Origin of the sequence: Pontibacillus halophilus JSM 076056 = DSM 19796, assembly GCF_000425205.1 — a bacterium.
GTDB lineage: Bacteria > Bacillota > Bacilli > Bacillales > BH030062 > Pontibacillus_A > Pontibacillus_A halophilus.
On the sequence record NZ_AULI01000010.1, the window covers coordinates 1 to 24467 of the forward strand.

25 protein-coding genes and 1 pseudogene are annotated in these 24467 nt (G+C 43.8%); 9 read left to right on the top strand and 17 right to left on the bottom strand.

Annotated features, from left to right (window positions below; all coding sequences use genetic code 11):
* Positions 1 to 227 (bottom strand): transposase (locus H513_RS0110740; RefSeq protein ID WP_026800750.1); only part of this gene is annotated, 227 nt, incomplete at its 3' end.
* 496 nt (positions 228 to 723) lie between these two features.
* Here H513_RS0110740 and H513_RS0110745 point away from each other — a divergent pair.
* Positions 724 to 1320 (top strand): hypothetical protein, encoded by a 597-nt coding sequence (locus H513_RS0110745; RefSeq protein WP_036770058.1) that lies wholly within the window; start codon positions 724 to 726, stop codon positions 1318 to 1320.
* Between the two features lie 86 nt (positions 1321 to 1406).
* Positions 1407 to 1853, top strand: a complete 447-nt coding sequence (locus tag H513_RS0110750; RefSeq protein WP_026800752.1) for a DUF4385 domain-containing protein — start codon at positions 1407 to 1409, stop codon at positions 1851 to 1853.
* Between the two features lie 10 nt (positions 1854 to 1863).
* Here H513_RS0110750 and nagA read toward each other — a convergent pair whose 3' ends face one another.
* From nagA to H513_RS0110765, 3 genes are all read right to left on the bottom strand, one after another.
* Positions 1864 to 3045 carry an N-acetylglucosamine-6-phosphate deacetylase gene (nagA, locus tag H513_RS0110755; protein WP_026800753.1) on the bottom strand — a complete coding sequence of 394 codons (1182 nt, stop codon included), beginning with the start codon at positions 3043 to 3045 and terminating at the stop codon, positions 1864 to 1866.
* A 66-nt stretch (positions 3046 to 3111) separates the two neighbouring features.
* On the bottom strand, positions 3112 to 4356 hold the full coding sequence (locus H513_RS0110760) for an NAD-dependent epimerase/dehydratase family protein (protein WP_026800754.1): 1245 nt from the start codon (positions 4354 to 4356) through the stop codon (positions 3112 to 3114).
* A gap of 500 nt (positions 4357 to 4856) precedes the next feature.
* Entirely contained in the window at positions 4857 to 5156 is a 300-nt protein-coding gene (locus tag H513_RS0110765; protein WP_026800755.1) for a hypothetical protein, read from the bottom strand.
* Between the two features lie 302 nt (positions 5157 to 5458).
* Here H513_RS0110765 and H513_RS0110770 point away from each other — a divergent pair, with 302 nt between their 5' ends.
* On the top strand, positions 5459 to 5659 hold the full coding sequence (locus H513_RS0110770; RefSeq protein WP_026800756.1) for a hypothetical protein: 201 nt from the start codon (positions 5459 to 5461) through the stop codon (positions 5657 to 5659).
* A gap of 33 nt (positions 5660 to 5692) precedes the next feature.
* On the opposite strand, the gene H513_RS0110775 is transcribed toward H513_RS0110770, so the two are convergent.
* From H513_RS0110775 to H513_RS0110795, 5 genes are read right to left on the bottom strand one after another with little or no spacing between them, the layout of a single operon-like run.
* The gene (locus H513_RS0110775) at positions 5693 to 6244 is read right to left on the bottom strand and encodes a GNAT family N-acetyltransferase (RefSeq protein WP_154655231.1); all 552 of its coding nucleotides are present in this window, start codon (positions 6242 to 6244) and stop codon (positions 5693 to 5695) included.
* 14 nt (positions 6245 to 6258) lie between these two features.
* Entirely contained in the window at positions 6259 to 7794 is a 1536-nt protein-coding gene (locus H513_RS0110780; RefSeq protein ID WP_231572112.1) for a multicopper oxidase family protein, read from the bottom strand.
* A 60-nt stretch (positions 7795 to 7854) separates the two neighbouring features.
* Positions 7855 to 8343 (bottom strand): GyrI-like domain-containing protein, encoded by a 489-nt coding sequence (locus H513_RS0110785; protein WP_026800759.1) that lies wholly within the window; start codon positions 8341 to 8343, stop codon positions 7855 to 7857.
* 18 nt (positions 8344 to 8361) lie between these two features.
* Positions 8362 to 9495: a DUF2812 domain-containing protein gene (locus H513_RS0110790; protein ID WP_026800760.1), complete on the bottom strand. Its 1134-nt coding sequence runs from the start codon at positions 9493 to 9495 to the stop codon at positions 8362 to 8364.
* A gap of 1 nt (position 9496) precedes the next feature.
* Positions 9497 to 9823 (bottom strand): PadR family transcriptional regulator, encoded by a 327-nt coding sequence (locus tag H513_RS0110795; RefSeq protein WP_026800761.1) that lies wholly within the window; start codon positions 9821 to 9823, stop codon positions 9497 to 9499.
* 176 nt (positions 9824 to 9999) lie between these two features.
* Here H513_RS0110795 and H513_RS0110800 point away from each other — a divergent pair, with 176 nt between their 5' ends.
* Complete coding sequence (locus H513_RS0110800) at positions 10000 to 10569, top strand: GNAT family N-acetyltransferase (RefSeq protein ID WP_026800762.1); 570 nt, start codon at positions 10000 to 10002, stop codon at positions 10567 to 10569.
* 53 nt (positions 10570 to 10622) lie between these two features.
* On the opposite strand, the pseudogene H513_RS20070 reads toward H513_RS0110800, so the two are convergent.
* From H513_RS20070 to H513_RS0110815, 3 genes and pseudogenes are all read right to left on the bottom strand, one after another.
* A pseudogene (locus H513_RS20070) lies at positions 10623 to 11060 on the bottom strand (class D sortase); the annotation flags it as partial.
* Positions 11061 to 11218: 158 nt separating this feature from the next.
* Positions 11219 to 11521, bottom strand: coding sequence for a hypothetical protein (locus H513_RS0110810; RefSeq protein ID WP_036770051.1), 303 nt, complete (start codon positions 11519 to 11521; stop codon positions 11219 to 11221).
* Positions 11522 to 11535: 14 nt separating this feature from the next.
* A complete protein-coding gene (locus H513_RS0110815) occupies positions 11536 to 12372 on the bottom strand; it encodes a DUF817 domain-containing protein (RefSeq protein ID WP_051239903.1) in 837 nt (278 codons plus the stop codon).
* Positions 12373 to 12540: 168 nt separating this feature from the next.
* Here H513_RS0110815 and H513_RS0110820 point away from each other — a divergent pair, with 168 nt between their 5' ends.
* Both H513_RS0110820 and H513_RS21610 read left to right on the top strand, forming a co-directional pair.
* On the top strand, positions 12541 to 13161 hold the full coding sequence (locus H513_RS0110820; protein WP_026800765.1) for a YIP1 family protein: 621 nt from the start codon (positions 12541 to 12543) through the stop codon (positions 13159 to 13161).
* Between the two features lie 133 nt (positions 13162 to 13294).
* Positions 13295 to 13462 (top strand): hypothetical protein, encoded by a 168-nt coding sequence (locus H513_RS21610; protein WP_154655232.1) that lies wholly within the window; start codon positions 13295 to 13297, stop codon positions 13460 to 13462.
* Between the two features lie 512 nt (positions 13463 to 13974).
* Here the strand turns inward: H513_RS21610 and H513_RS0110830 are convergent.
* The 4 genes from H513_RS0110830 to H513_RS0110845 all read right to left on the bottom strand — a co-directional run bounded on the left by H513_RS0110830 (position 13975) and on the right by H513_RS0110845 (position 19783).
* Positions 13975 to 14400, bottom strand: a complete 426-nt coding sequence (locus H513_RS0110830; protein ID WP_026800766.1) for a DoxX family protein — start codon at positions 14398 to 14400, stop codon at positions 13975 to 13977.
* A 141-nt stretch (positions 14401 to 14541) separates the two neighbouring features.
* Positions 14542 to 17658 carry an efflux RND transporter permease subunit gene (locus tag H513_RS0110835; protein WP_026800767.1) on the bottom strand — a complete coding sequence of 1039 codons (3117 nt, stop codon included), beginning with the start codon at positions 17656 to 17658 and terminating at the stop codon, positions 14542 to 14544.
* A gap of 77 nt (positions 17659 to 17735) precedes the next feature.
* Positions 17736 to 19109, bottom strand: coding sequence for a HAMP domain-containing sensor histidine kinase (locus tag H513_RS0110840; protein ID WP_026800768.1), 1374 nt, complete (start codon positions 19107 to 19109; stop codon positions 17736 to 17738).
* Positions 19106 to 19783 (bottom strand): response regulator transcription factor, encoded by a 678-nt coding sequence (locus H513_RS0110845; protein ID WP_026800769.1) that lies wholly within the window; start codon positions 19781 to 19783, stop codon positions 19106 to 19108. Before H513_RS0110845 ends, H513_RS0110840 begins: the two co-directional genes overlap by 4 nt.
* Positions 19784 to 20008: 225 nt before the next feature.
* Here H513_RS0110845 and mmgD point away from each other — a divergent pair, with 225 nt between their 5' ends.
* Genes mmgD through prpB form a run of 3 tightly spaced genes read left to right on the top strand, consistent with a single transcriptional unit; the run spans position 20009 to position 23567 of the window.
* A complete protein-coding gene (gene mmgD, locus H513_RS0110850) occupies positions 20009 to 21124 on the top strand; it encodes a citrate synthase (RefSeq protein ID WP_026800770.1) in 1116 nt (371 codons plus the stop codon).
* 59 nt (positions 21125 to 21183) lie between these two features.
* Positions 21184 to 22626 carry a bifunctional 2-methylcitrate dehydratase/aconitate hydratase gene (locus tag H513_RS0110855; protein WP_026800771.1) on the top strand — a complete coding sequence of 481 codons (1443 nt, stop codon included), beginning with the start codon at positions 21184 to 21186 and terminating at the stop codon, positions 22624 to 22626.
* A gap of 20 nt (positions 22627 to 22646) precedes the next feature.
* Positions 22647 to 23567 (top strand): methylisocitrate lyase, encoded by a 921-nt coding sequence (prpB, locus tag H513_RS0110860; RefSeq protein WP_026800772.1) that lies wholly within the window; start codon positions 22647 to 22649, stop codon positions 23565 to 23567.
* Positions 23568 to 23624: 57 nt separating this feature from the next.
* On the opposite strand, the gene H513_RS0110865 is transcribed toward prpB, so the two are convergent.
* The gene (locus tag H513_RS0110865) at positions 23625 to 24374 is read right to left on the bottom strand and encodes an SDR family NAD(P)-dependent oxidoreductase (protein ID WP_026800773.1); all 750 of its coding nucleotides are present in this window, start codon (positions 24372 to 24374) and stop codon (positions 23625 to 23627) included.
* Between the last annotated feature and the right edge of the window lie 93 nt (positions 24375 to 24467).

Genomic DNA, 24467 nt, shown 5'->3' on the forward strand with positions numbered 1-24467 from the left:
CGTTGATTTTCCTTCCGAAGACGAATCAACTCATTTTCTTCAGGAGTGCGATTGTCCTTCTCTTTAAAGGACCCGGACTTCTCAAATCGGCTCACCCAATTATCAAAGGTAGAAGGATTCAGCTCGTACTCTTCAATAATCTGTTTCCTAGGTTTACCGTTCTGATAAAGCTGGACCATCTGCTTCTTAAACTCCTCTGTGAACGTACGTCTGGACCTCTTAGTCATGGTCAGTGCTCCTCGCTATTTGAATTGAGATAAGTTTACCTGACCTTAATTTACATGTCCAATTTAGTGTAGCCTATCCATAAAGCCCATATAGGTATAATTACAAAGAACTCTGGGGCAACCCAAGTCTCGTCAGTGTAGTTCTCACCAATAGCCCCCCAGCAAAGAAAGTAGATAGAAGTATGGCAATTAAACCAGTGAAAATCGTGTTAAGGACATATGCGACCTTTATTTTCTTCAAAACAATCCCACCCCTCTCTATAATGTACGGACAAACTTTTATAAAGATTCATAACCAGTAAACTTCATTTATCGAAACTAAGTCTTCCGCAATCCTGCCCATTACTTAAAGACTCAACATCAAGATACTCACTATCAACAACAATCTTTACCAGAGCCTAACAGTAAGAATAGCCTAAATAAAATACAGGAACGAAATAGATTGGTATAGAAGCTATTGATAAACGATGTCAAAGGGCAGGAGGTGAATTCGGCCATGCTAGGTCACTATATTCAATATTGGCAAGAGTATTGTCAGGAAGAAAATTTGATAGGGATTGGTTCAACTAGAAAGGCATACAGAGTCTCGTCTTATGTGATTAAAGTCAACATACATCCGCTTGGATTCGTTCAATCCAGCAAAGAGTTCGAAATCTATCATTCTATGAAGAATCGGGAACTCCACCACTTTCTGGCTGAGACGCTTTACTTAACGGAAGACTTTGTTATCCAGAGGTATTATCCTCCGTTGCCACTTCAGAATAATCAGTCTTACGATGTAACAGAAGATGCGCTACCTCAATTCCATACAGTAGCATTTAAGGATTTACTATCCACTTTAGACAAGGAGTTTGACTCTTTTGATTTAAAGGATAGCAGCAATTATGGATGGAACGATGAGGGGCAACCTGTATTAGTCGATTATGGTATGACAAAGGAAGTATATGAAAGGCAGTGGGTTCCTCTAGCTGAGTCTGGCGAACTGCCCCAAATTGAAATGAGCGAGTGTACGTCCTGTGGATTGGTAAAGGAGCTGCGCATGTACGGTTCTGGAGATGCCGATAAGAGATGCTATTCTTGTGGAAAGCAATAATTCTCGTACAACAAGACAATCAATGCGTTCCAATCCTTTTTGACAGACGGTTATTGTGGAATACTCCCATAAAAAGGAGTGAGTCCATGGCTTTTGATTACGATCTAGACTTTGACACGATTGATTTCCGTGAATCCCCTGAGCTATATCGGGTTGGCAGAGGGGAACAGGGTGTACTAATGGTTGAACCGTATAAGAGTGAAATCTTGCCCCATTGGAGATTCAAAACTCCTGAGATCGCGAAGGAATCATCAGAGAAAATCTATGAACTCTTTGAGGCATATAAAGGACAGGATGATTTCGTAGGAATGGATATGGCACGTAAATTTATACAAATGGGATATACGCGTTCTAGAAGGTATGCGAATTATAAAGGTGGCAAGAAATACGACAAAGACGGAAATGTGAACGAACGTGATATTGACGAAGAGAAAGCAGCGTCTGCTCGAATCTTTGAAGAAAAGTGGAAGCAAATCCGCAACGATGAAACGTATTTAGAGAAGAAGAAACAACACCAAAAACAGTACGGCTAAGGGGAGTTTATTACCGCTCCCCCTCTTTGCTGTACCCAATAACACCTCGACATATCGTTAAGTGTACGTTAAACGATTCATCGACAACGACTAGATCGGCGTCCTTACCTACCGCAATACTTCCTTTCCGATTCAATACACCAAGTTGCTTCGCTGCATTGGATGAAGCCATTTCAGCAAGCTGATGCAAGGAAGGCTTGCACAATTGGTTCATCCGTCGAACCGCTTCGTTCATTTTGAGAACGCTCCCTGCTAAAGTACCATCCTCTAGCGTGGCTTTGCCATCTTTCACCGTCACTGGTTGGCCACCAAGTTCATAATCCCCATCTCTTAAGCACTTAGCCCTCATAGCATCCGTGATGAGCATCAGTCCTTTAGACGTTTTATTCTGGTAAGCGAGCTCCACTGCCTCATCTACGGCATGCATGCCATCAACAATTAACTCTGCCATGATGTCCTCTTTGAGGAACGTGGCACCTACCACACCAGGCTCCCTATGAAGGAAGCCACTCATCTGATTATAGAGATGGGTAACTTGCGTCGCACCTCTGTCAATTGCCTTGAGGACTTCCTGATAGGTGGCATTGGAATGACCGATGGAGGCTACGATGTTTCGTTCAGTTAAATAGCGTGTGAGTTCGAGTCCTCCCTCTCGTTCTGGAGCGAGAGTTACGACGCGGATGCCATTGCCGCTTGTCTTCTCCATTTCTTTAAAGAGCTCTATGTTTGGAGAAATGATGTGCTCGACTGGCTGAGCACCTGCTTTCTCTGGAGAGAGGAACGGACCTTCCAAGTGAACACCTAATAGTTCCGCTTCCCCGTTCCTCTTCTGACTAGAGCGATAAGCAGCTGCACAAGATAGCGCCTCCTGTATTGCGGACAAGGATTGCGTCATGGTCGTCGCTAAGTAACTCGTAGTTCCTTCTTTAGGCAAAGCCTGACTAATCGCGCTCAGTGCAGATTCCGTGGCATCCATTACGTCATACCCTGCCGCTCCATGAATGTGGTCGTCAATAAAGCCAGGTAGTAACGTGAAGGATTCGCCTTCGTATTGAAAGACTTTGTGAGTTTCTGCATCAATATCGGTCTGTATCTTTTCAATGACACCATCCTTCACGAGCAAGTCACCTTGTATCAGGTCTCCACCCTCTTGAACAATGGTCATATTCTTGAACAAGATTGTCTCGGACATAGCCGCTCCTCCTTTATGCACCATATAGAAAAACCAGGACCTATGCGGATCCTGGTTGTCTCTTCATTATTGTACCGTATCTTCTTCTTTTGCTTCTGGAATTCCTGGCTGTTGTTCTTTCGTCCACGTGCTTGTTGCAGGAATCTTCGAGTAATCGGCACGATACGCATATTTCTGTGCGATTTCCGTTACTTCTTGAAGAAGTCCTGTATCAAGCGTCGTTGGGTTCAACCCTTTCGATAAGAACAAGTCATTCTTAACGTGAAGGTCGTTCTCAGGTGCTTCTTTACGCGGGTTGGATACGTACGCAATTTCACCACTCGCCATTTCGCTCACGAGCTTGGCTAGATCATTCACTCGGTGTGTCTCTGTCATTTGGTTGAAGATCATAACACGTTCTTCAAGACCTGGTGCGTTGTCAATGGCAAGTTCAATACAGCGAACTGTATCTTGGATATGAATGAAGGCACGAGTTTGTCCACCTGTACCATGAACAGTAATTGGGTACCCAACAGCTGCTTGCATAAGGAAGCGGTTCAAGACTGTACCGTAGTCCCCATCATAGTCAAAGCGGTTGATTAAACGCTCGTCCATGTTCGTCTCAGCAGTATTTGTTCCCCATACAATTCCTTGGTGAAGGTCTGTCACACGAACACCGTCATTCTTATTGTAGTATTGGAACAACAGTTGGTCTTGTGTCTTCGTCATATGGTAAACTGAGCCTGGGTTGGTTGGGTAAAGAATTTGCTGCTCTACACGCTCACCAGATTCTGTTTTCACTTCTACATCTAGGTAGCCTTCTGGAATCTTCATTCCAGCTGTACCATACCCATACACCCCCATCGTTCCAAGGTGCACAAGGTGAATATCAAGACCCGATTCAACAATTGCACAAAGGACGTTATGAGTCGCATTTAAGTTATTGTTAACCGTGTAACGTTTATGTTTTGGAGATTTCATAGAATAAGGAGCAGAACGTTGTTCAGCAAAGTGTACGATTGTATCTGGCTTTTCTGTTTCAAGAACGTTCAGGAACTCTTCGTATTCTTCTGCAAGGTCGACATTATAGAAGCCAATCTTCTTACCAGAAACCTCTTCCCAAGCCTTCAATCGTGTTCCCATTGGTTGGATTGGAGTTAAGGATTCCGCTTCTAGTTCATTATCAATATTGCGTCGTGAAAGGTTGTCGACGACGATGACCTCATGACCTACATTTGATAAATGTAAGCTTGTTGGCCAGCCACAGAAGCCGTCTCCCCCTAGCACGAGGACCTTTTTCTTTGATTGTGAATGATTGCTTCCAGAATTCATTTGATACACCCTTTATCAATTAGTTTATCAGTTCAAGTATTGATGGAAAGCATACGTATTCGTTGCCCTCTTAGAAGGAAGGGCAATAAAATTACACGCTCATGTGCTATTTTACAACATGATAGCGATTTAATCTAACACCCATCACAATCTATTCGAAATCACGCTTCAAAATTGTAATAGTTCGGTTAATTTCACATGCTTTCTACTTGAATGATTTCAATCAATACTAGATAAAGGGCTTGTTTTCGTAAGACCTACCTATAGAAATTCAGCCAGGATATGAGCCGATTTCACACATTTGTTAGGTTTGTACCCCTTTATTCAGCAACACACAGGCTAGAAGACATTTTCTTTAAATGATCTTGTTGTTCTTGTTAACTTTCTGTAAATCACGTTTATAAGAAATTGCATGGGATCCTGTGTATATCTTCAATTTCAACCCATCTAGCCATGTGCTTGGCCGTATAGTAAGACTGATCATTGGAAACCTAAGTCGTTTACGTACGCTTCTTTCCGAACACTCTAAGTAGTATTCCTGTCAAGCATAGGACGATGGCATTGGCTAAGAGACATAAGAAGATAAAGGCACCAGCATACCCCGCGCCTTCATGCGTTGATTCAGGGTTCGTTGCTCTACTCAGTTCCAAGAACAAGTACCCCATCAAGAAAGCAACGATAGGGGCGAGAACCATCATGAGTATGCCATACACCCACAACTCTACTTTATTCCTTTTGTAAAAGTGAACAGCCAATCCATCAATCGTTACGAGTAGTGCTAAAAGAACTACTAATACCAAACAATCGCTCCTTTCGTATCGATACTCAAGAATCCTGCGATTCGCAATCACATTTATCTAATGGAACAGAGAGCTACAAGAGCGTTACAAAATCACGCGACATCTTCATTCCATCACCTCAAGTTCTTATTACTGCTAGGGTGAGGGCATCCTACATCACAATCAAATCCCTTCCGTTTTATAGCTGCTATTCATTTTACCTGAACGAAACGCATAAATAAATGAAGATTCTGATTTTTAAACGGATGCACACACATTATGAGGTCCATTCGGTTATACTAAAGAGGAAAGGGAGTGAAGGTTTGGGTGAGATTGTAATTGAGGATGTTCTATTCCAATTGTTTCTAGCTCTATTTATTCTAATTCTGTTCGCTGTCTTGATTTGGCTCTTGTATAAAGTGGTTCATTATGTGAACCATCAGCGTAGTCAGGAAGTACGCATAGCCAAGATTGAAAAGAGAATGAGTGAACTAACTGAATCCTCTCCACCTAAACAGAAATAGCCCAGATGTCTTTACGAGCGATTCAGTTATGACTTACGTTTCTCTTGGATGGAAGCGAGCCATCACGAGTGTGTTATAGTAGTTGCCATCCGATAATCGCTTGTCTGCCACAAGTGTACCTTCAATGACAAAGCCAAATTGCTCATACAGGCGAATGGCCGATGTGTTGGTCTCGAGGACAAGTAACGTTACCTTCTTCTTGCCGTTTCGGTCGGCCCATGCTAAAGACTGTTGCAACAGACATTTGCCCAACCCATATCCCCAGCTATTCTTTAAGATACATACACCAAATTCCACTTTGTGCGACAGTCGTTTATAAGGGCTTCCTTCGCATCTTGAGAAGCCCACAACCTTCCCCTCTCTTTCCGCAACAAGGAATAAGTGATAAGGAGAGTGAAGGTCCCGCTCGATTACTGCTTTAAATCCTTCCTCATCAATGTATCCCTCTCCACTATCCCGGTCTAAATTCTCCGTTTCTCCATCGATTATGATGCGAATGTCTGCAAGAGCTTCTGCATCGTCAACGTGCACTTGCCGAACACGAAATTGCTCCCCATTCCGAATGAAGGATACGATTTCTTCCATGCTCATCGTCCTTTCTATTGAATGACAACGACGTACGGCCGCATCATTTCGTAGTCTTCGTGCTCAAGAATGTGACAATGCCACACGTATAGCCCGGTGAATGGACCAAATTGCATAATGATACGGGTGACTTCACCTGGATTCGCTCGGACTGTGTCTTTCCATCCTTGCTCAATTCGCTCAGGTCCCCTTCTAGGTCCAGTTCGTGTGATGGTCCCATCCTTCTCATAGACCTCTCGATCAAATGGCTGGCGGTCAAGGATTTGGAATTGTACCAGATGGAGATGAATCGGATGGGTAGCTTTCGAAAGATTGATTAACGTCCATACCTCTATCGAGCCTAGACACGCCTTCTCACTGATTGGCTCTGTCCATAGACGATCATCGAGCAGATGTATGTTTCTCCCGTACTGGTCCGGTCGCATGGACAAGGTAAGGTTTCTTCTACACGAGGCTTCCTGTTCATTCAGCATCGGGATGGTTGTTAAGATATAAGGTAAGGGCTCTTTGTAACCAATAGTCGGTGTCGTTCCCACTCTAAACTGCATGATTGTACCCGTTGTCTTTCTATCTGGTTGGCCTCCTTGAGGGAACGGTGCTGCTGCATCATTGAGTAAAATGATTGACTCCCCTTCATAGGAAGAGAAATCAATGATGACATCCACACGTTCGGCTGGGGCTAATAGGATGGAGGAAGTTTCAATAGGAGTTCGAACAAGTCCTTGATCTGTACCAATGATTATAAAAGAGTGCCCGTTCGACAAAGACATCTTATAGAAACGTGCGTTTGAGCCATTTAACACTCTAAATCGGTACCGACGGGGTTCCACCTGAAGATAGGGCCAGGCTTTCCCATTCACAACAATCGTATCACCAAAGAAATCAGGAATAACGGAAGGGTTTACGTCTTTGACTGGCTTCTCGGACTGAGATGGATAATAAAGACTGCCATCCTCGTGAAAGGAACGGTCGCAAAGGATGAGTGGTATATCATAATACCCTGTCGGAAGCAGATGACTTCGTTCTTCGTCGTCATGGATGATGTACATGCCAAATAGACCCGCATAAATATTGAGCCTCGTTATGCCCATAGCGTGGTCATGATACCAGAGATTGGTGGCCTTCTGTATGTTCGGATACATGTAAGTAGGTTGTGAGAAATAGGATCCAACTTGCTTGAAATCACGGGTAAACCATGCTTCAGGGTACCCATCGCTCCAATCTTCGGTTACCCCTCCATGAAGATGTACGACTGTTCGCACTTCAGGCTGACTCTTCTCAGCTCCATGAACAGTGAAATCAATCGGCAGGAAATGTGTGGGTGGAAGTTTATTCTTCCATAGGACGCACACAGGCTCACCTGTATTTGCATGAAAGGTTGGACCTGGAAATTGTCCATCGTATCCCCAGATTCTCGTTGGGGGTAAGTCCCGATGTATGTGGACGTGTGCTTCCTTCATTGTTACCTCATACATCGGTACGCCATCTATTGTTCTTGACGGTTGTTTCGTTGTTGGTATCGGAAGAGCATCGACAAATTTCTCAAGCACTAGGTACACCCCCATGTAGAGTCTGTCGTCTTCCTATACTGTATTCATGCGGTCGTTTCGTTACCCCTGTTTCTTTACAATCGGGATATACACTTCTTCAGTTGCATCCTGGTCATCTGGACGATAGTCTAGAGTAAGTCGTTCAAAGTGCGCTCGGTCATCTAATAAGTAGGGTGACTCGGGAAGCCACTCTTCATAAATGTATCTCAATGTTCTCGGGAACTCATATGCGGGACCTTGGTGGATAAACTTCGCATACAATCCTCCCGCAAGCGTCAAGGGTTCAACACCTTCTATGATAGTGTCGTCTTCAGCCACCTTCACAGCAGCCCACTTTACAAAAGGAGTAGAAGCTGTAAATGTATCAGGGTTCATTCCCCCTTCATAAATTGTAACATTGTACAAGAATTCATCCGTTCTATTCGGAATAGTCGGCCGTTTCGGCATAAAGCTTTGCCAAAGTGACACAGTCTCATCGGCCTCCAATGTCATTTGTCTCCACTTGCCTAATAAGTTCGTTTGTTCTATGCTTACAATCTCAGGATCCACACGCGTTCATCCTTTCTTCTATAGAATAGAATCTCCTTCTAGTTTCACACGTTTCCTTACTCTTCTGTAATACAAGAGCGACATACTACCAAGAGCAGCAAATTCAACAGCAACAATAACAAAGATGACAAGCAGTAATAGGTCAGGCCCATTGCGGTCAAACGAAGTTACATTCATCATTATTAGCACGGTATACAAGAACGCCAAACACCCAAATATAGAAGCATGAATCGTGGCCACCTGCTTTGCATGCTGGAGGATATCTGTTGAGTTGCTGTAAAATGCAGGAGCTTCCTCTTCGTACTGTTGAGCCCAAATGGTCCAAAAGCCTAAGGTAGAGCGAAGTCTATAGAGCTCAGTCCATCCTGCTTCTCGATGTGATTGGGCGTAACCATACGCATTCCCTTTCTGATAATCCACAACGTACTTTATACGTTCGTTTCCTCGTTCCACAAATGTATAACAGAGACCGAGACAGGAAACGCGATGCAGTTCATATCCCCTCTCATCCATAGACTCAAGCCATTGTTCTAGTTTATCTGGTGCGTACTGCCATCCAAATTTCCACCTTCTACTTATATTCCCTTGTGCAATTCGAGTGTTTCTCCCCGAACGGTCATAGGGAGACTCTCCCCCCATCCTCATAGAGGATCTTCTCAAGGATATAAATAGATAGGGAAGAACCGTCCATGAACATACCGCAATGGAAATCGTCACCGCCCAATAGGGACTTCCTTCTATATAGACCTCACGGCCAGATATCCAATCATTTAAGAAGAGGAACACTGCTACAATCGACATCAACAGAGCATAGGCAAGCGGCACCCCGAGACCCCAAAGCAGTTTACGATTTCTGGATAAGAGCGTGTCCCGACCCGGGTAGAATTCAATCTCCTCTTCACTGAGAGATGTGCTTACAAATGTCCACCTTCTGTTTACGTTACGCGGTTCCCAACCACCATCTTTTAGTCTCCCTGTTAATCCTTCCTTGTAAAGAATGCGATAAGATTGTCGCTGCCCTTCCGCTTCGTCAAATGTAAAGAATGGCCCTACCTGCTTTCTCATTCGCAATCCTTTCTTCTCCATGGATGATAGCCACTCTTCTGTTCGGTCAATCTGAAAACTCCAGAACGGCTTTAATGTTGTTCGCATACTACTCCCCCCTTTCGTAATCTTGTACATTCCTGTATAACTCTTTAATCCGTTCCATTTCTTGTTCCAATACCCAGCGTCCACTGTCTGTCATTTCGTACACCTTCTTGCGCTTCTCATCTGCGTAGACCGCAATGAGGTTGTTCTTCTGCATTTTAGTTAGCGTGCCATACACAGTACCCGATCCAAGTAGGATGCGCCCCTTGGTCAGATGTTCTACGTGTTTAATGATCCCATATCCATGCCTTGGCTCCGTCAACGAAAGGAGAATGTAGAAGGCTGTCTCAGACATGGGGAGATAGGCATGTTCAAGTTTCTTGTTATTCATCGGATTCTCCCTTTATTAACTTATGTCACACCTCGACTATATCGCACCGTGACATATTTAGCAACCTGTATTTTCCTTTAATAGAAAAGATAAGATTATAAATATATAATCTTAACCCACCACCCCACTTCAAACCATGTATAATGAAAAGAATTCCATAGATTGGGAGTGGTGTTATGAACAGTAAAACAATGTATCCTTACTTGCCTACTTTAGAGACGGAACGCTTGCGATTAAGGAAGCTCACATTGGAAGATGTCGAGGATATTTACGAATATGGGTCTAATGATGAAGTAACACGATACGTGACATGGGACACTCACCAATCATTAAGTGATTCGTTACAGTTTGTAGAGTTCGTACTGCAACGATATGAAGAGAAAGAGGTCGCCCCTTGGGGAATACAACTTAAAGAAACTGGTAAGATCATTGGGACGATTGACTTTGTTTCGAGGTCTCCACACCACCGTAAGGCCGAAATTGGATATGTCCTCTCACAAGAACATTGGGGAAAGGGAATTGTCCCAGAAGCTGTAAACGAACTTCTTACCTTTGGCTTCACGAAACTTGACCTCGTACGAATTGAAGCACGTTGTTTTATTGAGAATGCTAAGTCTGAGCGGGTAATGGAGAAATCCGGGATGACATTTGAAGGGATTCTTCGAAAAGTCATGTTCGTTAAAGGGGAACATCGAGATTTAAAGGTGTATTCCATCTTGAAAGAGGAGTTCGATTGCAACAAATAATTTGATAAACAAAAAAGCAGCTTGATTATCCAAGCTGCTTACCATAATCGATTTCAAAGACTTTTCTTCTCCCCTTTTAATTCCGCAACGAGCACATAACGCTCTGGCGCTGCGCCAACGAAAGTAAATGGATAGCACGTGGTCAAAGTGAGCGTCGCTGTGGGTTTTGGGACGATGACAGTTCGGTCGTCTTCATTCACACTCCTCACCTTTCGCACTTTGTACGTAAATTCCCCAACTGACGTCGTGACAATGCGTTCATCATTTAACCCAATCTTTCCAAGCTCTCGGAATATAATATCCCGGTGCCCCGAAAGTACACGATTGTCCGCTTCGCCAGGCAGAACGCTGCCAGCATAATGCGCTACTCCTTTCTCTAATTCATTTTCATCCGTCCCATGATAGATAGGCAGGTTGGGATCGAGTTTCGGGATATAAAGTTCTCCTATGTGTTCACCTTTCTCAGGTCGAACGGCGTATAAAATAGCTTTATTTATCTAATTTGGAGATAATGTCCCTTATGGTGACAATCAATGTATAAGTCCAACGAGCTACTACAGTTCATCGTTTCCTATCCGTAACAATAAAAAGCGATGGCTCGATCCTATGCTTGAGCCACCGCTTTGTATACTCGTTTACGAACATTTGGTCACTTTACCTGATATCTCATAATGCTCAGTCCATTCAACAGAACTGTAACGATGACGAGCGTAGATGCAACAGTCGTAATACTACCTGCGAGATCCATAAGTGCTGAGAAATCTTCACGTTTCACCAGTTGATACAGATTGACCATCTGCAGACAAAGCGCGAGTGCACAAGCGCCCATGCTGATTAGCAGGTTTATTAGAAAAGGCCTTTGTAAAGACTGGTTACCTTGAACGAGATTTACAATTGGCAACGTGCATGCCAATAGCCCAAGCAGTAAAGTTCCTATGTTAATCATTTCCATATGTAACTTCCTCCCTATCTAGTCGGTGTATGTACAGTATGTATGTTCGTTTCCTCTTTCCCTTTCGCGCGTTTTAATGATGCAACAATAAGGAAGCTAACGATGACGAGCAAGAGCCATGAACTTATCTTCCCGAAATGAACAAGACTCCACGCTTCCCTCTGGTTCGGGTACTCCCACGCGCTGAAGAAAGTAGCAATATTCTCAGCAATCCAGATAAAGAATCCGATTAGCACGAACGAGAGAACCAGCGGCATCCGATAGCGTAATTCGTTTACGCTGTAAGAAACCGACGCTCTTAAGAAGACGATGACAACGAGTCCAGATAGCCACCACCGCACATCGATCCAGAAATGATGCGTAAAGAAATTAAAATAAATACTAGCTGCGAGGGGAATTACGAGCCAAGATGAAGGCCACTTGATTAATTTTACATCGAGTCTTCTCCAAGCTTGGCAAAGATAGCTGGCGACACTTGCGTACATGAACCCACTGTACAGTGGCACGCCAAACACTTTCGAGTAGCCTTCTTCTGGGTATGACCAAGACCCCATATGAACCTTGAACAATTCAAGCGCAAGCCCAATGACATGAAACAAACTAATGACTTTCAACTCATCTCGTGTTTCCAAGCCCGAACGAAGCATCGCCCACTGCATCCCAATACAAATAAGGAGCAGCCAATCATACCTAGGAATAAGTGGAAGCGAAAGGACTTGTGTAAGGGCAAGCGCAGCAAAGATGACAACCGGGAATAAGCATGATAACGCCTGGTGCCAACCGAAATGAAGCAGTTGCTGAAACCCCTTTATGGTTTTGTTCTTTATGTAAACCCCTCCTTTCCTTATCATCGCACATCCACAGAATTGATCACTTTCTATAGCTGACCTTCTAACACCCCAGTTTCACATAACCTTTGAAACTAGTGAAACACTTTATCATATTATTGGATTAATTGGTAAATTTAAACTATAATTCTGTAATTGTAAATAGCACTATCTAAGAAAGGATGACTACTTATGAAAGATTCAACGTTTTCTCACCTTAAGATTGTTTGGACGAAGCCAGGCGAGACAATGAAAGCCGTGGTAGAAAATCCTTTTCGTCCTTTACCCGCTTTTCTCATTGTCTACATAAGCGTCTTCTATGAAGTGCTCAATCAAGCAGCGAATAGTTCTATAATGGAGACTCTGTTACCATCTACATCGTTCGCCCTAATGTTTGTTCTCGCTCTATTCTTTGTACCGTTTTATTACTCACTCGCTCCTGTTTTATTTAGATTTACAGGAAAATGGTTTGGAGGTAAGGCCTCCTATGAAGAACTCCAACAACAAGTTGTTGTCATGTCCTTACCGCGGTTAGTCAGCATTTTGACATGGGTTCCTTATTTAGCTTTATTCGGTAACTCCATGTTCAAAGAACAAATTCTGGTACCAAACCAAGGACTTTCGATTGTATTCTATATCCTAGTTGCGATTGAGTTCATCATTTCAGCTTGGGTACTTGTCATTCAACTGATTAGTCTGTCTGTTGTCCAACGCTTCTCATTATGGAGAGCGTTCTTCAACTTAGCCACAGCGTTTCTCGTTCTATGTGTAATTGCGGTGTTTATTTATGTAGGGGTTGTGATTATGATTTGACTCTACCCGCTATAGAACGACCTGACGTAAGATGGCCGTATATGAAGTGAATAGCACGAAAGTTTTTCATTTCGTGAGCATGGAGGAAAAACATATACTTTTATCGTAATGGTATGTGATAGGAGGGGTTGTCATGAAGGAAAAACCAAAGCTTAAACCGATGATTGATGGTCGAAGTTTTGAAGACATCGTTATAGATGCTGCGGAGGAATCAAAAAAAAGAACAGATGAGTTAATTGCGAAGGTGAATCGACTGAAAGAAGAAAACAAAAGAAAGTACGGGTATAGGGACAAATCGTAACTTTACCAAGCACTGCTGATAAAATTTTCTATTGAACGTTAGGGTAGTATTTAACGTGTTGATTATTTTTCACGGTCAGGTGCAAGGGAATTAAAAAAGAGCGGAGGGGAGTTCTCGGCTCTTTTTTTGGTTTACATACACACAATTTGGTTAACGTGTGGGTGACTCGATATTCGCAGTTGCATTTTGGGTCATCGTACTTTCTCATTTCTAAGGGAGTAGTGTTCTCATCTAGAACATAGCGGATGAAACTGGTTGTTTTAGACTCATCGCTACATTTGGGACAGATTAAGATATTATGCTGAACACCCCTTATTGAAGAGTTGTTGATTACTGATTCACAAACAAAGACTGGAGCTTATCCAGTCTTTGTTTGTGTTCTCTAACCGAATACTAACGAACGGAATGCTCTTTCACTATTATTCGCTCATCGAATCATTCTAATCCCCTCCTCCTTCTCATCTTCTACATAGAAAAAGAGTTGCCTCCCTCACAAGGCAACTCTTCCCCACTTACGCGCTCAATTGTTCTGATGTTCGTTTTGTTTTCTCTTTCGTAATAGCTAGGAAACGACTTCCTGACAAGGTCAACACAACAGAGAGGCCAAGTAAGGCAAGATCTAGCTCCCAGCCTGCCATTTGCCCATTCCCGAAGAATCCGACCATAGGCAATTTCACGGTAACAATGGCCCCCACCATAACAAAGCCTAATAATAGCGAAGAAATACGCGTGTACAGACCCAGGATCACTGCTAGCCCGGCTAGCACCTCAATGCCTGCCGTCATGTAAGCAAGAAAACCGGGTAGCCCGAGCATATCTTGAAACATGTTGACGGTACCTCCCATGTTCATGAGCTTCTGTACACCGTGAGCAAACATAATCGCTCCTAACACAAGCCTTCCAACGAACAATCCCCACTCCACTTGTTTCGTGTCCATGTCGTCTCTCCTTTGTTATAATAGTTTGATAACTACACCTTCAAGGTACCTTATCGGACGGAATAAAAATGTAAGACAGCTTACATCGTTGCTAAATCGACAAAAAAAGCAACAGTCTCTGGTAGAGACTGTTGCTTCATGTTAATCCTTTTCAATTTTACGGCGCTTCCCAATTGCGTGGTAGAAGACCGGTACAAAGACTAGCGTGAGTAACGTGGATGTGGTCAATCCTCCAATTACCGTAATGGCTAGCCCTTTAGAAATGAGTCCAGATGCGGAGTTTGACAAGGCAAGTGGAACGAGTGCAAAAATAGTCGCAAGTGCCGTCATAAGAATTGGACGGAGGCGCGTTCTTGATGCTTCTACAATTGCCTCTGTAAGTTCTTTGCCATCTCTACGGTTAGCTTCTACACGGTCAAGAAGTACAACCGCGTTCGTCACTACAATTCCTATAAGCATAAGCATTCCAATCATGGCGCTCATGGATAAGGTTTGACCTGTCACAAACAGTCCAGCTAACGAACCGATTGGAATGAAGATAAGTGAAGACAGAATAACAATTGGCGTAATCACTCCACCGAATGTAATGCTTAAGACAAGGAATACAAGGCCAACAGCAGCAGCCATTGCAACCCCCAAGTCAGCAAATCCTTCTGTAATCATCTCTAGTCCACCAGCAAATTCAACTTCAACACTATCTGGTAGGCTTAGTGCTTCTACATCTTCTTGTACGACACTTGATACGGCAGCCGTGTCATCCCCTATAATTGTTGCAGAGACTGTGCTCGCAGTCTCCCCATCTTGGTGCTTAATGGCTGTCGGTACTTGAACCTCTTCAATTGATGCAATGTCTCGGAGTTCTTTCTCGCCTTCTCTTGTTTGGACAGTGAAGGATTCTAATTCTTCTTTAGTAGACAACTGCTCATCAAAGGTTACTTGTATATCCCATTCTTCCTGAAGTGTTAACGTGCCGCCATCTAAAGGCTGAAGACGTTCACGAATTGGCTCCATGAGCTGGAATGGGCTCACACCAAGGTCTTTTCCTTCCTCATTTAAGCTGACTTCATATTTCACCTTCGTGTCTTCCATATCATTCTGAATGTTCTTCAACTGATCGTCTTGTTCGAGCAGTTGACCTACTTGAGCAGAGGCTTCACGAAGATCATCGACATCTTCACTGTAAAGGTTAACGTCAATGCTATTTCCGGCAGGAGGACCTTCCTGTTGCACTTCCGTCGCTTTCACTGTTGCCTCCGGATAATCTTCTTGTGCCTTCTCAAGAAAGCGTTCTTCGTAATCTGGTAGAACCGTATCGATCGTTACATCTTCGTTCAACTGAATAAAGAATCTGGCAATATTCTGAGACGTTTCAGCCGTCATGCCTGGCATCTGTTGTTGGCTTGAGAAGCCAATGGAGACTTGTGAGTAGTCAATCTGGTCATCTCCGCTAATGTCTTCTTCTATCGTTTGAGCGAGTTCACTTGTTTGCTCGAGTGTTGTGTCATTTGGTAGTGTCATTTCAATTTCGAATGCTTCACTTCCTTCACTCGGTAAGAAAGATACACCAAGCGCTGGAACAAATGAGAATGAACCAAATAGAAGCACGAAGGAGAGGGTAAATACAACCCATTTCTTCTTCAATGACCCACGCAGAAACTTCTCATACCAGTTTGTGAAACGTTTCGATTCCTCGTGATGCTTCACGTTCTTAAAGAAGAATTTCCCTAGAACCGGGATGAGCATAATCGCTACAATGAGTGAAATTACAATCGAGAATACAACCGCTAAACTAAATGGTCGGAAGAATTCTCCAAGGATGCCACTCACAAACGCAAGAGGGAGAAAGACGATCAGCGTTGCAATTGTTGAAGAAGCAACTGCCCCCATCACTTCTTTCGTCGCCTTAAAGACAACCTCACGTTGTTTCATGTCTGGGTATTGTTGTTTCCACCTATAAATGTTCTCTATGACCACAATACTGTCATCGACAATTCGGCCGACTGCAACAGCCATGCCTCCAAGAGTCATGATATTTAATGTATAATCAAACTGCTCGAGTAAGGCAATTGAGCCTAAGATGGAGATTGGTAGTGAAATAATCGCAATCAATGTCGCTCGAATATTACGCAGGAACAACAAGATGACAATTACCGTAAATAACGCTCCAAATCCACCTTCTTTCAGCAAGGCTGAAATGGATTTGTTCACTTCTTCTCCTTGGTCTAGTACGGTATACAGTTCATAATCCTTCTCATCAACTACATCCGCCAAGTATGCTTTCACTTCATCTGCTACTTCAGCTGTGTTCGCATCCTGCGCTTTCGTGACTTCTATAAGAATGCTGTCTTCTCCGTTAAAGCGGGAGATTTCGCTTCTCTCTGTCACTTGACTAATCTCTGCAATCTCATCAAGCGTGACTTCGGTAGGTTGAGTAGCTTGAGGTTGCGCTCCGCTTCCATCTGTAGCTCCTTGAGGTGCTCCTTCAGGACTTCCTTCTGGTGCTTGTTGTTGCATGGAAGCTGTATTCGTTGTTGGAATCGTTATGGATTTTAGAGCATCGAGATCGTCTAGGTCACCTTTAATTTCGACTGGTGTAGACGCCCCTTCCTTCTCCAGTGACCCAGCAGGCAATTTGTACTCTGCCCGTTGAATCGCATCGCTAATAGTGGATAGTGAAAGCCCATATGAAGTTGCCTCTTCCTCATCCACGTTGATTTGGATTCGTTCCTCACTCGTTCCTGTCACGTTAACTGTAGATACGCCATCTAAGTTCTGTAAGTCTGGTACGATATTTGAGTCCACGTCCTGTTGTAACATGTCAAGGTCTTCTGAGGAGAGTGCTCCTTGATAAATAGGCGTTGAATTGATTGACAACGTTGTTACTTCTGTTTCAGCGCCATCAGGTGTTTCGATGCCACTAATTGCATTGTTAATATCCGATTGGGCTTCATCTGTATCTTGGCCAAATGGATACATAATGGTAATAATGGATACGTTCTCTTGTGATGTACTGGAGATTGAGTCGTAATCCTCTAAATTTAACAGTGCGTCTTCCAATGGTTTCGTTACGTTCTCTTCAACTTCTTCTGTTGATGCATTCGGATATACCGTTTGCACCGTCATGACCGGGAACGTTACATCCGGAAATGTTTCCACTTTAATTTTCTCTGTGGCTATGATTCCCATAGCAAGAACAAGTACGGTAAGAATAAGAACAGCTACTGTATTTTTCAGGCTAAATTTGGTTAACCAGTTCATGCGTATGACTCCCTTCAAGAATGTATCCTTATCATACGTCGCCTATATGAACTGAATGTGAACAATCGTACAAATTCTTATTTCTCTAGTTTCAGGGATGCTGACGTTTGGTATTTCGGAAGCGCTACGCTAAATGTAGCGCCACGTCCTGGCTCACTCTTCACAGTGATTTCCCCGCCATGAAGCTGCACAATCTTGTTCGCAATGGATAGTCCTAAGCCGTTTCCTCCTTCTTTACGCGTTCTTGCTTTGTCAACCTTGTAGAAACGTTCGAATATACGCTGTTGGTCTTCTTCTGATATGCCTTCTCCGCTATCTTGAAGCGAGACGATTGCTTTATCTTCTTCATATCGAAGTGAGACAACAATGATTCCCTCTTCTTCTGTGTGACGAATCGCATTGGACAATAGATTGATCCATACTTGTTCCAACTGATGCTGATCCCCAATGAAATCTCCTTCGTCTATGTGGACTTTCATTTCAATGTCTTTACTAGACCACTGAGGCTCAAGAGAAGCCAGTACACGACGGATTTGCTCTCCTAATGAATAACTTACAGGCTCGAACGGAGGGTGGTCCAAGTCAAGCGTTGCCAGCTTTAATAGGTTCTGACTCAATACCGAGAGCCGCTTACTTTCTTGCTCAATGATGGTTAAGTATTCATCACGGCTAGACTCGTCCTTCACAACCCCATCCCGCAGCGCACGCGCAAACCCTTGTATAGACGTTAACGGGGATTGAATTTCGTGGGAAACGTTCGAGACGAATTGCTGACGCATGCCGTCTAATTCCCCAAGCCCATGAGCCATGTCGTTAAAGCTCCGGGCCAGACTCCCTAGTTCATCTTTTCGTTTGCTTTCTATTTCAACGTTAAAGTTCCCTTTAGCTAATTGTTCAGCAGACCGCGTCATCTCTTTAATCGGCCGTACCGTCCACCTTGTCGTTAGAATAAAGATGAAACTGCCGATTACGAGAATAGTTAGGAAGAGGATGATGATGAGTTTACGAAAGTCTACAAAGAAGAAATCAAAATTCGGTCTAAGGAACAACGCATGCGATTGACCCTCGGATTCAAAGGGAAGCCCAATCATAAGTCTTGGAGGTAGCTTGTATTGCTTAAACACACCTCCACCGAGTACCTTATCTACATTGTCATCTGTAATCTCCCACTCTTCTTCTGGATTTTCATAAAGTCGGGTTGTAGAGTCTTCTTTAAACAACAACACATCGAAACTGAGCGAGCTCATGGCATCTAAATACACTTCTACATCTATGGATGGGTCATCCTTATAGAGCCCAATAAAGTCTTTACCGACTGTCACCATCCGATCTTCAAGTCGTTCAGCCACTTGTAACGCATGCAAACGACCAGAGATTAAAAACGTGATGATTAGGCTAATCAGGATTGCCCCAAAGAACGTGACGACGATTTGCACGTATAAGCTCTTCATACAGTTACCTCTTCAATTCGATATCCAACCCCACGAATCGTTTTGATGGAAATGGATGCTTCATATTTCTTCAACTTATCTCGTATTCGTTTAATATGTACATCAACTGTCCGGTCATCGCCTTCATAGTCTAAGCCCCAATGCTTCTCAATGAGCTGGTTTCGCGTGAAGATTTGTTCTGGATAGCTTGCTAGTGTATAGAGGAGATCGAACTCCTTTAACGGCCACGTTTCGCTTCCATCCTTCACTTCAACTGTTTTATTCCGCTCATTCAATCGCACATTCCCCATTTCGATGTAATGAGCAGATTGAATATTATATCTTCTCATCAATGCCTTAACCCGCATCATAAGTTCAATTGGTTCAAATGGTTTAACGACGTAATCATCCGTCCCTAACTGAAACCCTTTGACTTTATCTTGTACTTCACCTTTCGCAGTCACCATAAGAACGGGGATTTCGTAGTATCGCCGAATCTCTTCACAAAGCTCATAGCCGTCCATATTCGGCATCATAAGATCGATTATGGCTAAATCAATCCCTTGCTGTTCTAAAATGGCTACTGCTTCCTTGCCATCATTTGCTTTCACAGGCTTGTATCCTTCCTGTTCTATGTACATCGCAATCAGGTGTTGAATATGCGCATCATCATCTACAACTAAGATTTGAATCATAACTCCATCCTCCAAACAATCCGTTTTCATTCGTAGTTTACCATAGTTCCATTTATGGAAACGATGAGCTGCTGATAAAGTAAGATGAGGATGATTTACCGATGGCTTTCGTTGACAGCGGAAAATGATTTGTAGATAATGGAACTAACAACATGACGAAAAATTCCGAAATATCAGCCGTTTTATGTAAGCGTTTTATTTATGAAATTGATGAGGAGGGAAACAATGACCCAACAAAGTACGTTTAAACCAGGGTTAGATGGCGTGATTGCGGCAGAAACAGGTATTTCTTATTTGGATGTTGAACAAGAAGAGATTGTTATTCGAGGTTACGACCTCATTGAACTCTCAGAGAAGAAACAGTACCTCGATTTAGTCCACCTCCTACTCCATGATGCACTTCCACAACAAGATGAACGCGTAACGCTTGAGAACAAATTAAAAGCAGAGTACGCGCTACCGCAAGGGTTCTTAGACATATTTAAACAACTACCTAAAGCCACTCATCCAATGGACGCACTACGTACCGGCATTTCCATGCTTGGTGGGTATGATGATGATTTAAACAATTGGGACAAAGAAAGCACAGAAGACAAGGCTATTCGTCTCCTTGCGAAAATACCGAACATCGTCGCGAACAGCTATCATGTTCTTAACGGGACGAAGCCTGTAACTCCGAACGAAGACCTTCCTTACAGTGCGAACTTTCTCTACATGATTACAGGTAAAGAACCAACGAAACAAGAAGCTGCTTACTTTGACCAATCACTTATGGTGTACAGTGAGCATGAAATGCCGAACTCCACCTTTACTGCGCGAGTCATTGCTTCTACGAACGCTGACATTTATGGTGCATTGACCGGTGCAGTCGCCTCCCTTAAAGGGAATCTTCACGGCGGTGCAAACGAAGCCGTTATGTACATGCTTCTAGAAGGTAAGACGATTGATGGATTCCAGCACCTTCTCTATGAGAAGCTGAAAAACAAAGAGAAGATTATGGGATTTGGACACCGCGTTTATATGAAGAAAATGGATCCACGTGCACTCCTAATGAAGGAAGCCTTGAAAGAACTAGCAGAAGAGAAAGATCGGATGGACTTGTATGAGATGTGTGATGCAGGTGAAACGTTGATGAGAGAAGAGAAAGGCCTCTACCCGAATCTTGATTACTATGCAGCACCTGTCTACTACTTACTAGACATCCCTATTGACTTATACACGCCAATTTTCTATGCCGCCCGGACGGTCGGTCTGTGCTCCCATGTCGTTGAGCAACACGCCAACAACCGCCTGTTCCGACCACGCGTCCAGTATAACGGACCAAGAGGCTTGCATCCTTAATATTCACCCACCCTCCTTTCTTTAAAGGAGAGGACTTACATAGATAAGGAGAGATTGTTATGTCCGGAGTTCAATTAAATACGAAACAAGCAACTGATCAAATCTTGGAGGAAATTGCTGATTATGCTGTAAATGGGACAATCACAAGCGAGGAAGCCATCACAACTGCTCGTTACGTCTTAATGGATACGTTAGGGTGTGGCTTATTGGCACTTCGCTATCCTGAGTGCACGAAGCATATGGGCCCTATCGTCCCAGGAACCGTTGTACCAAATGGAGCACGTGTACCAGGTACGCTGTATGAACTAGATCCTGTCCACGCCGCATTTAATATCGGATGTATGATTCGCTGGCTGGACTATAACGATACGTGGTTGGCTGCTGAATGGGGACACCCGTCTGACAACCTAGGTGGAATTCTCGCCGTAGCGGATTATATCAGCCGTGAGCGAGTAGCCGATGGGAAAGAACCACTTACGATGGATGAAGTGCTCCAAGCAACGGTGAAAGCTCATGAAATTCAAGGGGTTCTCGCTCTAGAAAATAGCCTGAACAGACAAGGGCTTGACCACGTCCTCTACGTGAAAGTCGCAACGACAGCCGTTACGACAGCCATGCTAGGTGGCACCACTGAAGATGTAGCGAACGCCGTCTCACAAGCTTGGGTGGATAACTCAAGCCTACGTACTTACCGTCACGCACCAAACACAGGCTCGCGAAAGTCATGGGCTGCAGGTGACGCGACTAGCCGCGGTGTCCGACTTGCTTTGATGACGATGAAAGGTGAGATGGGATACGCAACGGCTCTTTCCGCACCAGGATGGGGCTTTCAAGATGTTCTATTCGGAGGGAACGAACTAAAGCTTGCTCGTCCATTCGGCTCTTATGTAATGGAGAATATTCTGTTCAAGATTTCTTACCCTGCTGAATTCCACGCCCAGACAGCGGCTGAGGCAGCCATTCAACTTCATGACCAAGTTGCAGGTCGTGTCAATGAAATCGAAAAGGTCGTCATTACCACGCATGAGTCAGCCATTCGTATTATTGATAAGAAAGGACCGCTTCACAACCCAGCTGACCGAGATCACTGTTTACAATACATTACGGCAATCGGTCTTCTCTATGGTTCTTTAAACGCAGACCATTATGAAGATGAAGTAGCGGCGAACCCACAAATTGATCAGCTTCGTGAAGTTATGGAAACTGTTGAGAACACTCAATACAGCCAGGACTATTTAGACAGCGACAAGCGTTCCATCGCCAACGCCGTGCAAGTCTTCTTTACAGACGGCACAAGCACGGAACAAGTTGAGATTCAATACCCAATTGGACACCGCCGTCGCCGTGATGAAGGCATTCCGCTTCTCGTTGACAAATTCTATGACAACTTAAAAACTCGCTATCCAGCACGCCAAGTTGACCAAATTATGAGTCTATGCCAGAACCAAGATGAACTTTCTTCACTACCTGTCAACGAGTTTATGAGTCTATTGAAAATATAGCATCTATTGGAGGAATCAATATGACATGGATTGTAGAGCCAAAGTCCACTCAGGCCGAGCGTGCAGCAAAGTTGCAACAGCTCATCCAACAAGACGACATTCTTAAAATTCCTGGTGCCCATGACGGCATGTCCGCTAAAATTGCTAAAGACGTAGGATTCCAAGCCATCTATCTTTCTGGTGCGGCGTATACGGCAAGTCGTGCACTTCCAGATTTGGGGATGATTTATTCCAATGAAGTGGCAGACAAAGCCCGGGAACTTGTTCGCGCGAGCGACCTCCCTCTACTCGTCGATATCGACACAGGATACGGGGGCGTGTTGAGCGTCGCACGTACGGCTACTGAAATGGTAGAAGCAGGAGTAGCTGCTGTACAAATTGAAGACCAGTTACTCCCTAAAAAGTGTGGCCATTTAAACGGGAAGAAACTCGTTGAAGCGGAAGAAATGATGTCGAAGATTAAAGCTATCAAAGAAGTAGCGCCGACACTACTTGTAGTTGCACGCACAGATGCCAAGTCTGTTGAAGGATTAGATGAGGCAATCGAACGCGCCAATTTGTACGTTGAAGCTGGCGCCGACGCCATTTTCCCAGAAGCACTAACGAGTGAGGAAGATTTCCGTAAAGCTTCCCATGCTATTAACGCGCCTGTCTTAGCCAACATGACTGAATTCGGAAAGACCCCTTACTTTAAGGCAGAAGAATTTGAGTCGTTCGGCTTTCAAATGGTGATTTATCCAGTTACATCACTTCGTGTGGCGGCTAAGGCGTACGAACGTGTCTTTACTGAGATTCTAGAACAAGACACACAACAAGGCATGTTGGACGATATGCAAACTAGAGCTGAATTGTACGATACCATTCGTTACTACGACTACGAGAAGCTCGACCAAGACATCGCCCAAACCATCCTTCCTGAAATCGGGAAAGAATCAAAATAACAAAAAAAGACGTGCCCCTTCCTACTTGGAATCGGGCACGTCTTTTTCGTATGTTCGTTACTTTGTATTCGTAAATCCACCATCGATTCGGATGACTTCTCCGTTAACGTATGAAGCATTTGATGTAAACAAGAAGGTAACGAGTTCGGCGACTTCTTCTGGAGTTCCCAATCGTTTCTGAGGAATGCCGCCTGTTGCATTTTCCTTCATCTTCGGGTTGGCCTCGTAGAATTCTTTCACCATTTTGGTCTCTGTTGGTCCAGGGGCAATGGCGTTCACACGTAAGCCATCTTTCGCATACTCAGCCACAAGACTCTTTGTTAAGCCTACAAGTGCGTGCTTTGTTGCAGAATAGGTTACGACTGAATCTTGTCCAGTAACGCCCGCGCTTGAAGACGTGTTGACGATCGCGCCTCCCCCGTTCTTGACCATGACATCCGCTACGTAGCGTACTCCATAAAGAGCGCCTAATAGGTTAATCCCTACAATCTTCTCAATTTCCTCTACTTCTGTGTCTAAGAAGTAGCCACCGCTTCCTGAAATTCCTGCATTGTTAAAGAAATAGTCTATTGTACCAAAGTGCTCTACAGTCTGATCGACATAGTTCTTCACGTCTTCCTTCTTGGAGACATCTGCTTTGATAAAGATTGCATCGACGCCGTGTTCTTTTATTTTCTCTACGGCAGCGTTTCCGCTTTCTTCATCTACGTCGACTACTACAATGTTAACTCCCTCTTGTGCCAAGCGTAGTGCAGCAGCTTGTCCAATTCCACTAGCACCACCTGTAATGACGGCAACTTTACTCATGTAAACCAGCCTCCTAAAAGAATTTAATACTTTATCTTTTCTTTCTTACCACTGGGTTATACGGACTAAACACTGGAGGCCACCCTGTTGCAT

What these genes read in the sequence shown, in the direction of transcription:
- H513_RS0110790 (WP_026800760.1), bottom strand. Translation starts at nt 9,495, where the DNA reads ATGCGAACAACATTAAAGCCGTTCTGGAGTTTTCAGATTGACCGAACA.
- H513_RS0110800 (WP_026800762.1), top strand. Translation starts at nt 10,000, where the DNA reads ATGAACAGTAAAACAATGTATCCTTACTTGCCTACTTTAGAGACGGAA.
- H513_RS21610 (WP_154655232.1), top strand. Translation starts at nt 13,295, where the DNA reads ATGAAGGAAAAACCAAAGCTTAAACCGATGATTGATGGTCGAAGTTTT.
- mmgD (WP_026800770.1), top strand. Translation starts at nt 20,009, where the DNA reads ATGACCCAACAAAGTACGTTTAAACCAGGGTTAGATGGCGTGATTGCG.
- H513_RS0110865 (WP_026800773.1), bottom strand. Translation starts at nt 24,374, where the DNA reads ATGAGTAAAGTTGCCGTCATTACAGGTGGTGCTAGTGGAATTGGACAA.
- H513_RS0110775 (WP_154655231.1), bottom strand. Translation starts at nt 6,244, where the DNA reads ATGGAAGAAATCGTATCCTTCATTCGGAATGGGGAGCAATTTCGTGTT.
- H513_RS0110840 (WP_026800768.1), bottom strand. Translation starts at nt 19,109, where the DNA reads ATGAAGAGCTTATACGTGCAAATCGTCGTCACGTTCTTTGGGGCAATC.
- H513_RS0110750 (WP_026800752.1), top strand. Translation starts at nt 1,407, where the DNA reads ATGGCTTTTGATTACGATCTAGACTTTGACACGATTGATTTCCGTGAA.
- H513_RS0110810 (WP_036770051.1), bottom strand. Translation starts at nt 11,521, where the DNA reads ATGGAAATGATTAACATAGGAACTTTACTGCTTGGGCTATTGGCATGC.
- H513_RS0110855 (WP_026800771.1), top strand. Translation starts at nt 21,184, where the DNA reads ATGTCCGGAGTTCAATTAAATACGAAACAAGCAACTGATCAAATCTTG.
- H513_RS0110820 (WP_026800765.1), top strand. Translation starts at nt 12,541, where the DNA reads ATGAAAGATTCAACGTTTTCTCACCTTAAGATTGTTTGGACGAAGCCA.
- H513_RS0110835 (WP_026800767.1), bottom strand. Translation starts at nt 17,658, where the DNA reads ATGAACTGGTTAACCAAATTTAGCCTGAAAAATACAGTAGCTGTTCTT.
- nagA (WP_026800753.1), bottom strand. Translation starts at nt 3,045, where the DNA reads ATGTCCGAGACAATCTTGTTCAAGAATATGACCATTGTTCAAGAGGGT.
- H513_RS0110815 (WP_051239903.1), bottom strand. Translation starts at nt 12,372, where the DNA reads ATGATAAGGAAAGGAGGGGTTTACATAAAGAACAAAACCATAAAGGGG.
- H513_RS0110745 (WP_036770058.1), top strand. Translation starts at nt 724, where the DNA reads ATGCTAGGTCACTATATTCAATATTGGCAAGAGTATTGTCAGGAAGAA.
- H513_RS0110830 (WP_026800766.1), bottom strand. Translation starts at nt 14,400, where the DNA reads ATGGACACGAAACAAGTGGAGTGGGGATTGTTCGTTGGAAGGCTTGTG.
- prpB (WP_026800772.1), top strand. Translation starts at nt 22,647, where the DNA reads ATGACATGGATTGTAGAGCCAAAGTCCACTCAGGCCGAGCGTGCAGCA.
- H513_RS0110845 (WP_026800769.1), bottom strand. Translation starts at nt 19,783, where the DNA reads ATGATTCAAATCTTAGTTGTAGATGATGATGCGCATATTCAACACCTG.
- H513_RS0110760 (WP_026800754.1), bottom strand. Translation starts at nt 4,356, where the DNA reads ATGAATTCTGGAAGCAATCATTCACAATCAAAGAAAAAGGTCCTCGTG.
- H513_RS0110795 (WP_026800761.1), bottom strand. Translation starts at nt 9,823, where the DNA reads ATGAATAACAAGAAACTTGAACATGCCTATCTCCCCATGTCTGAGACA.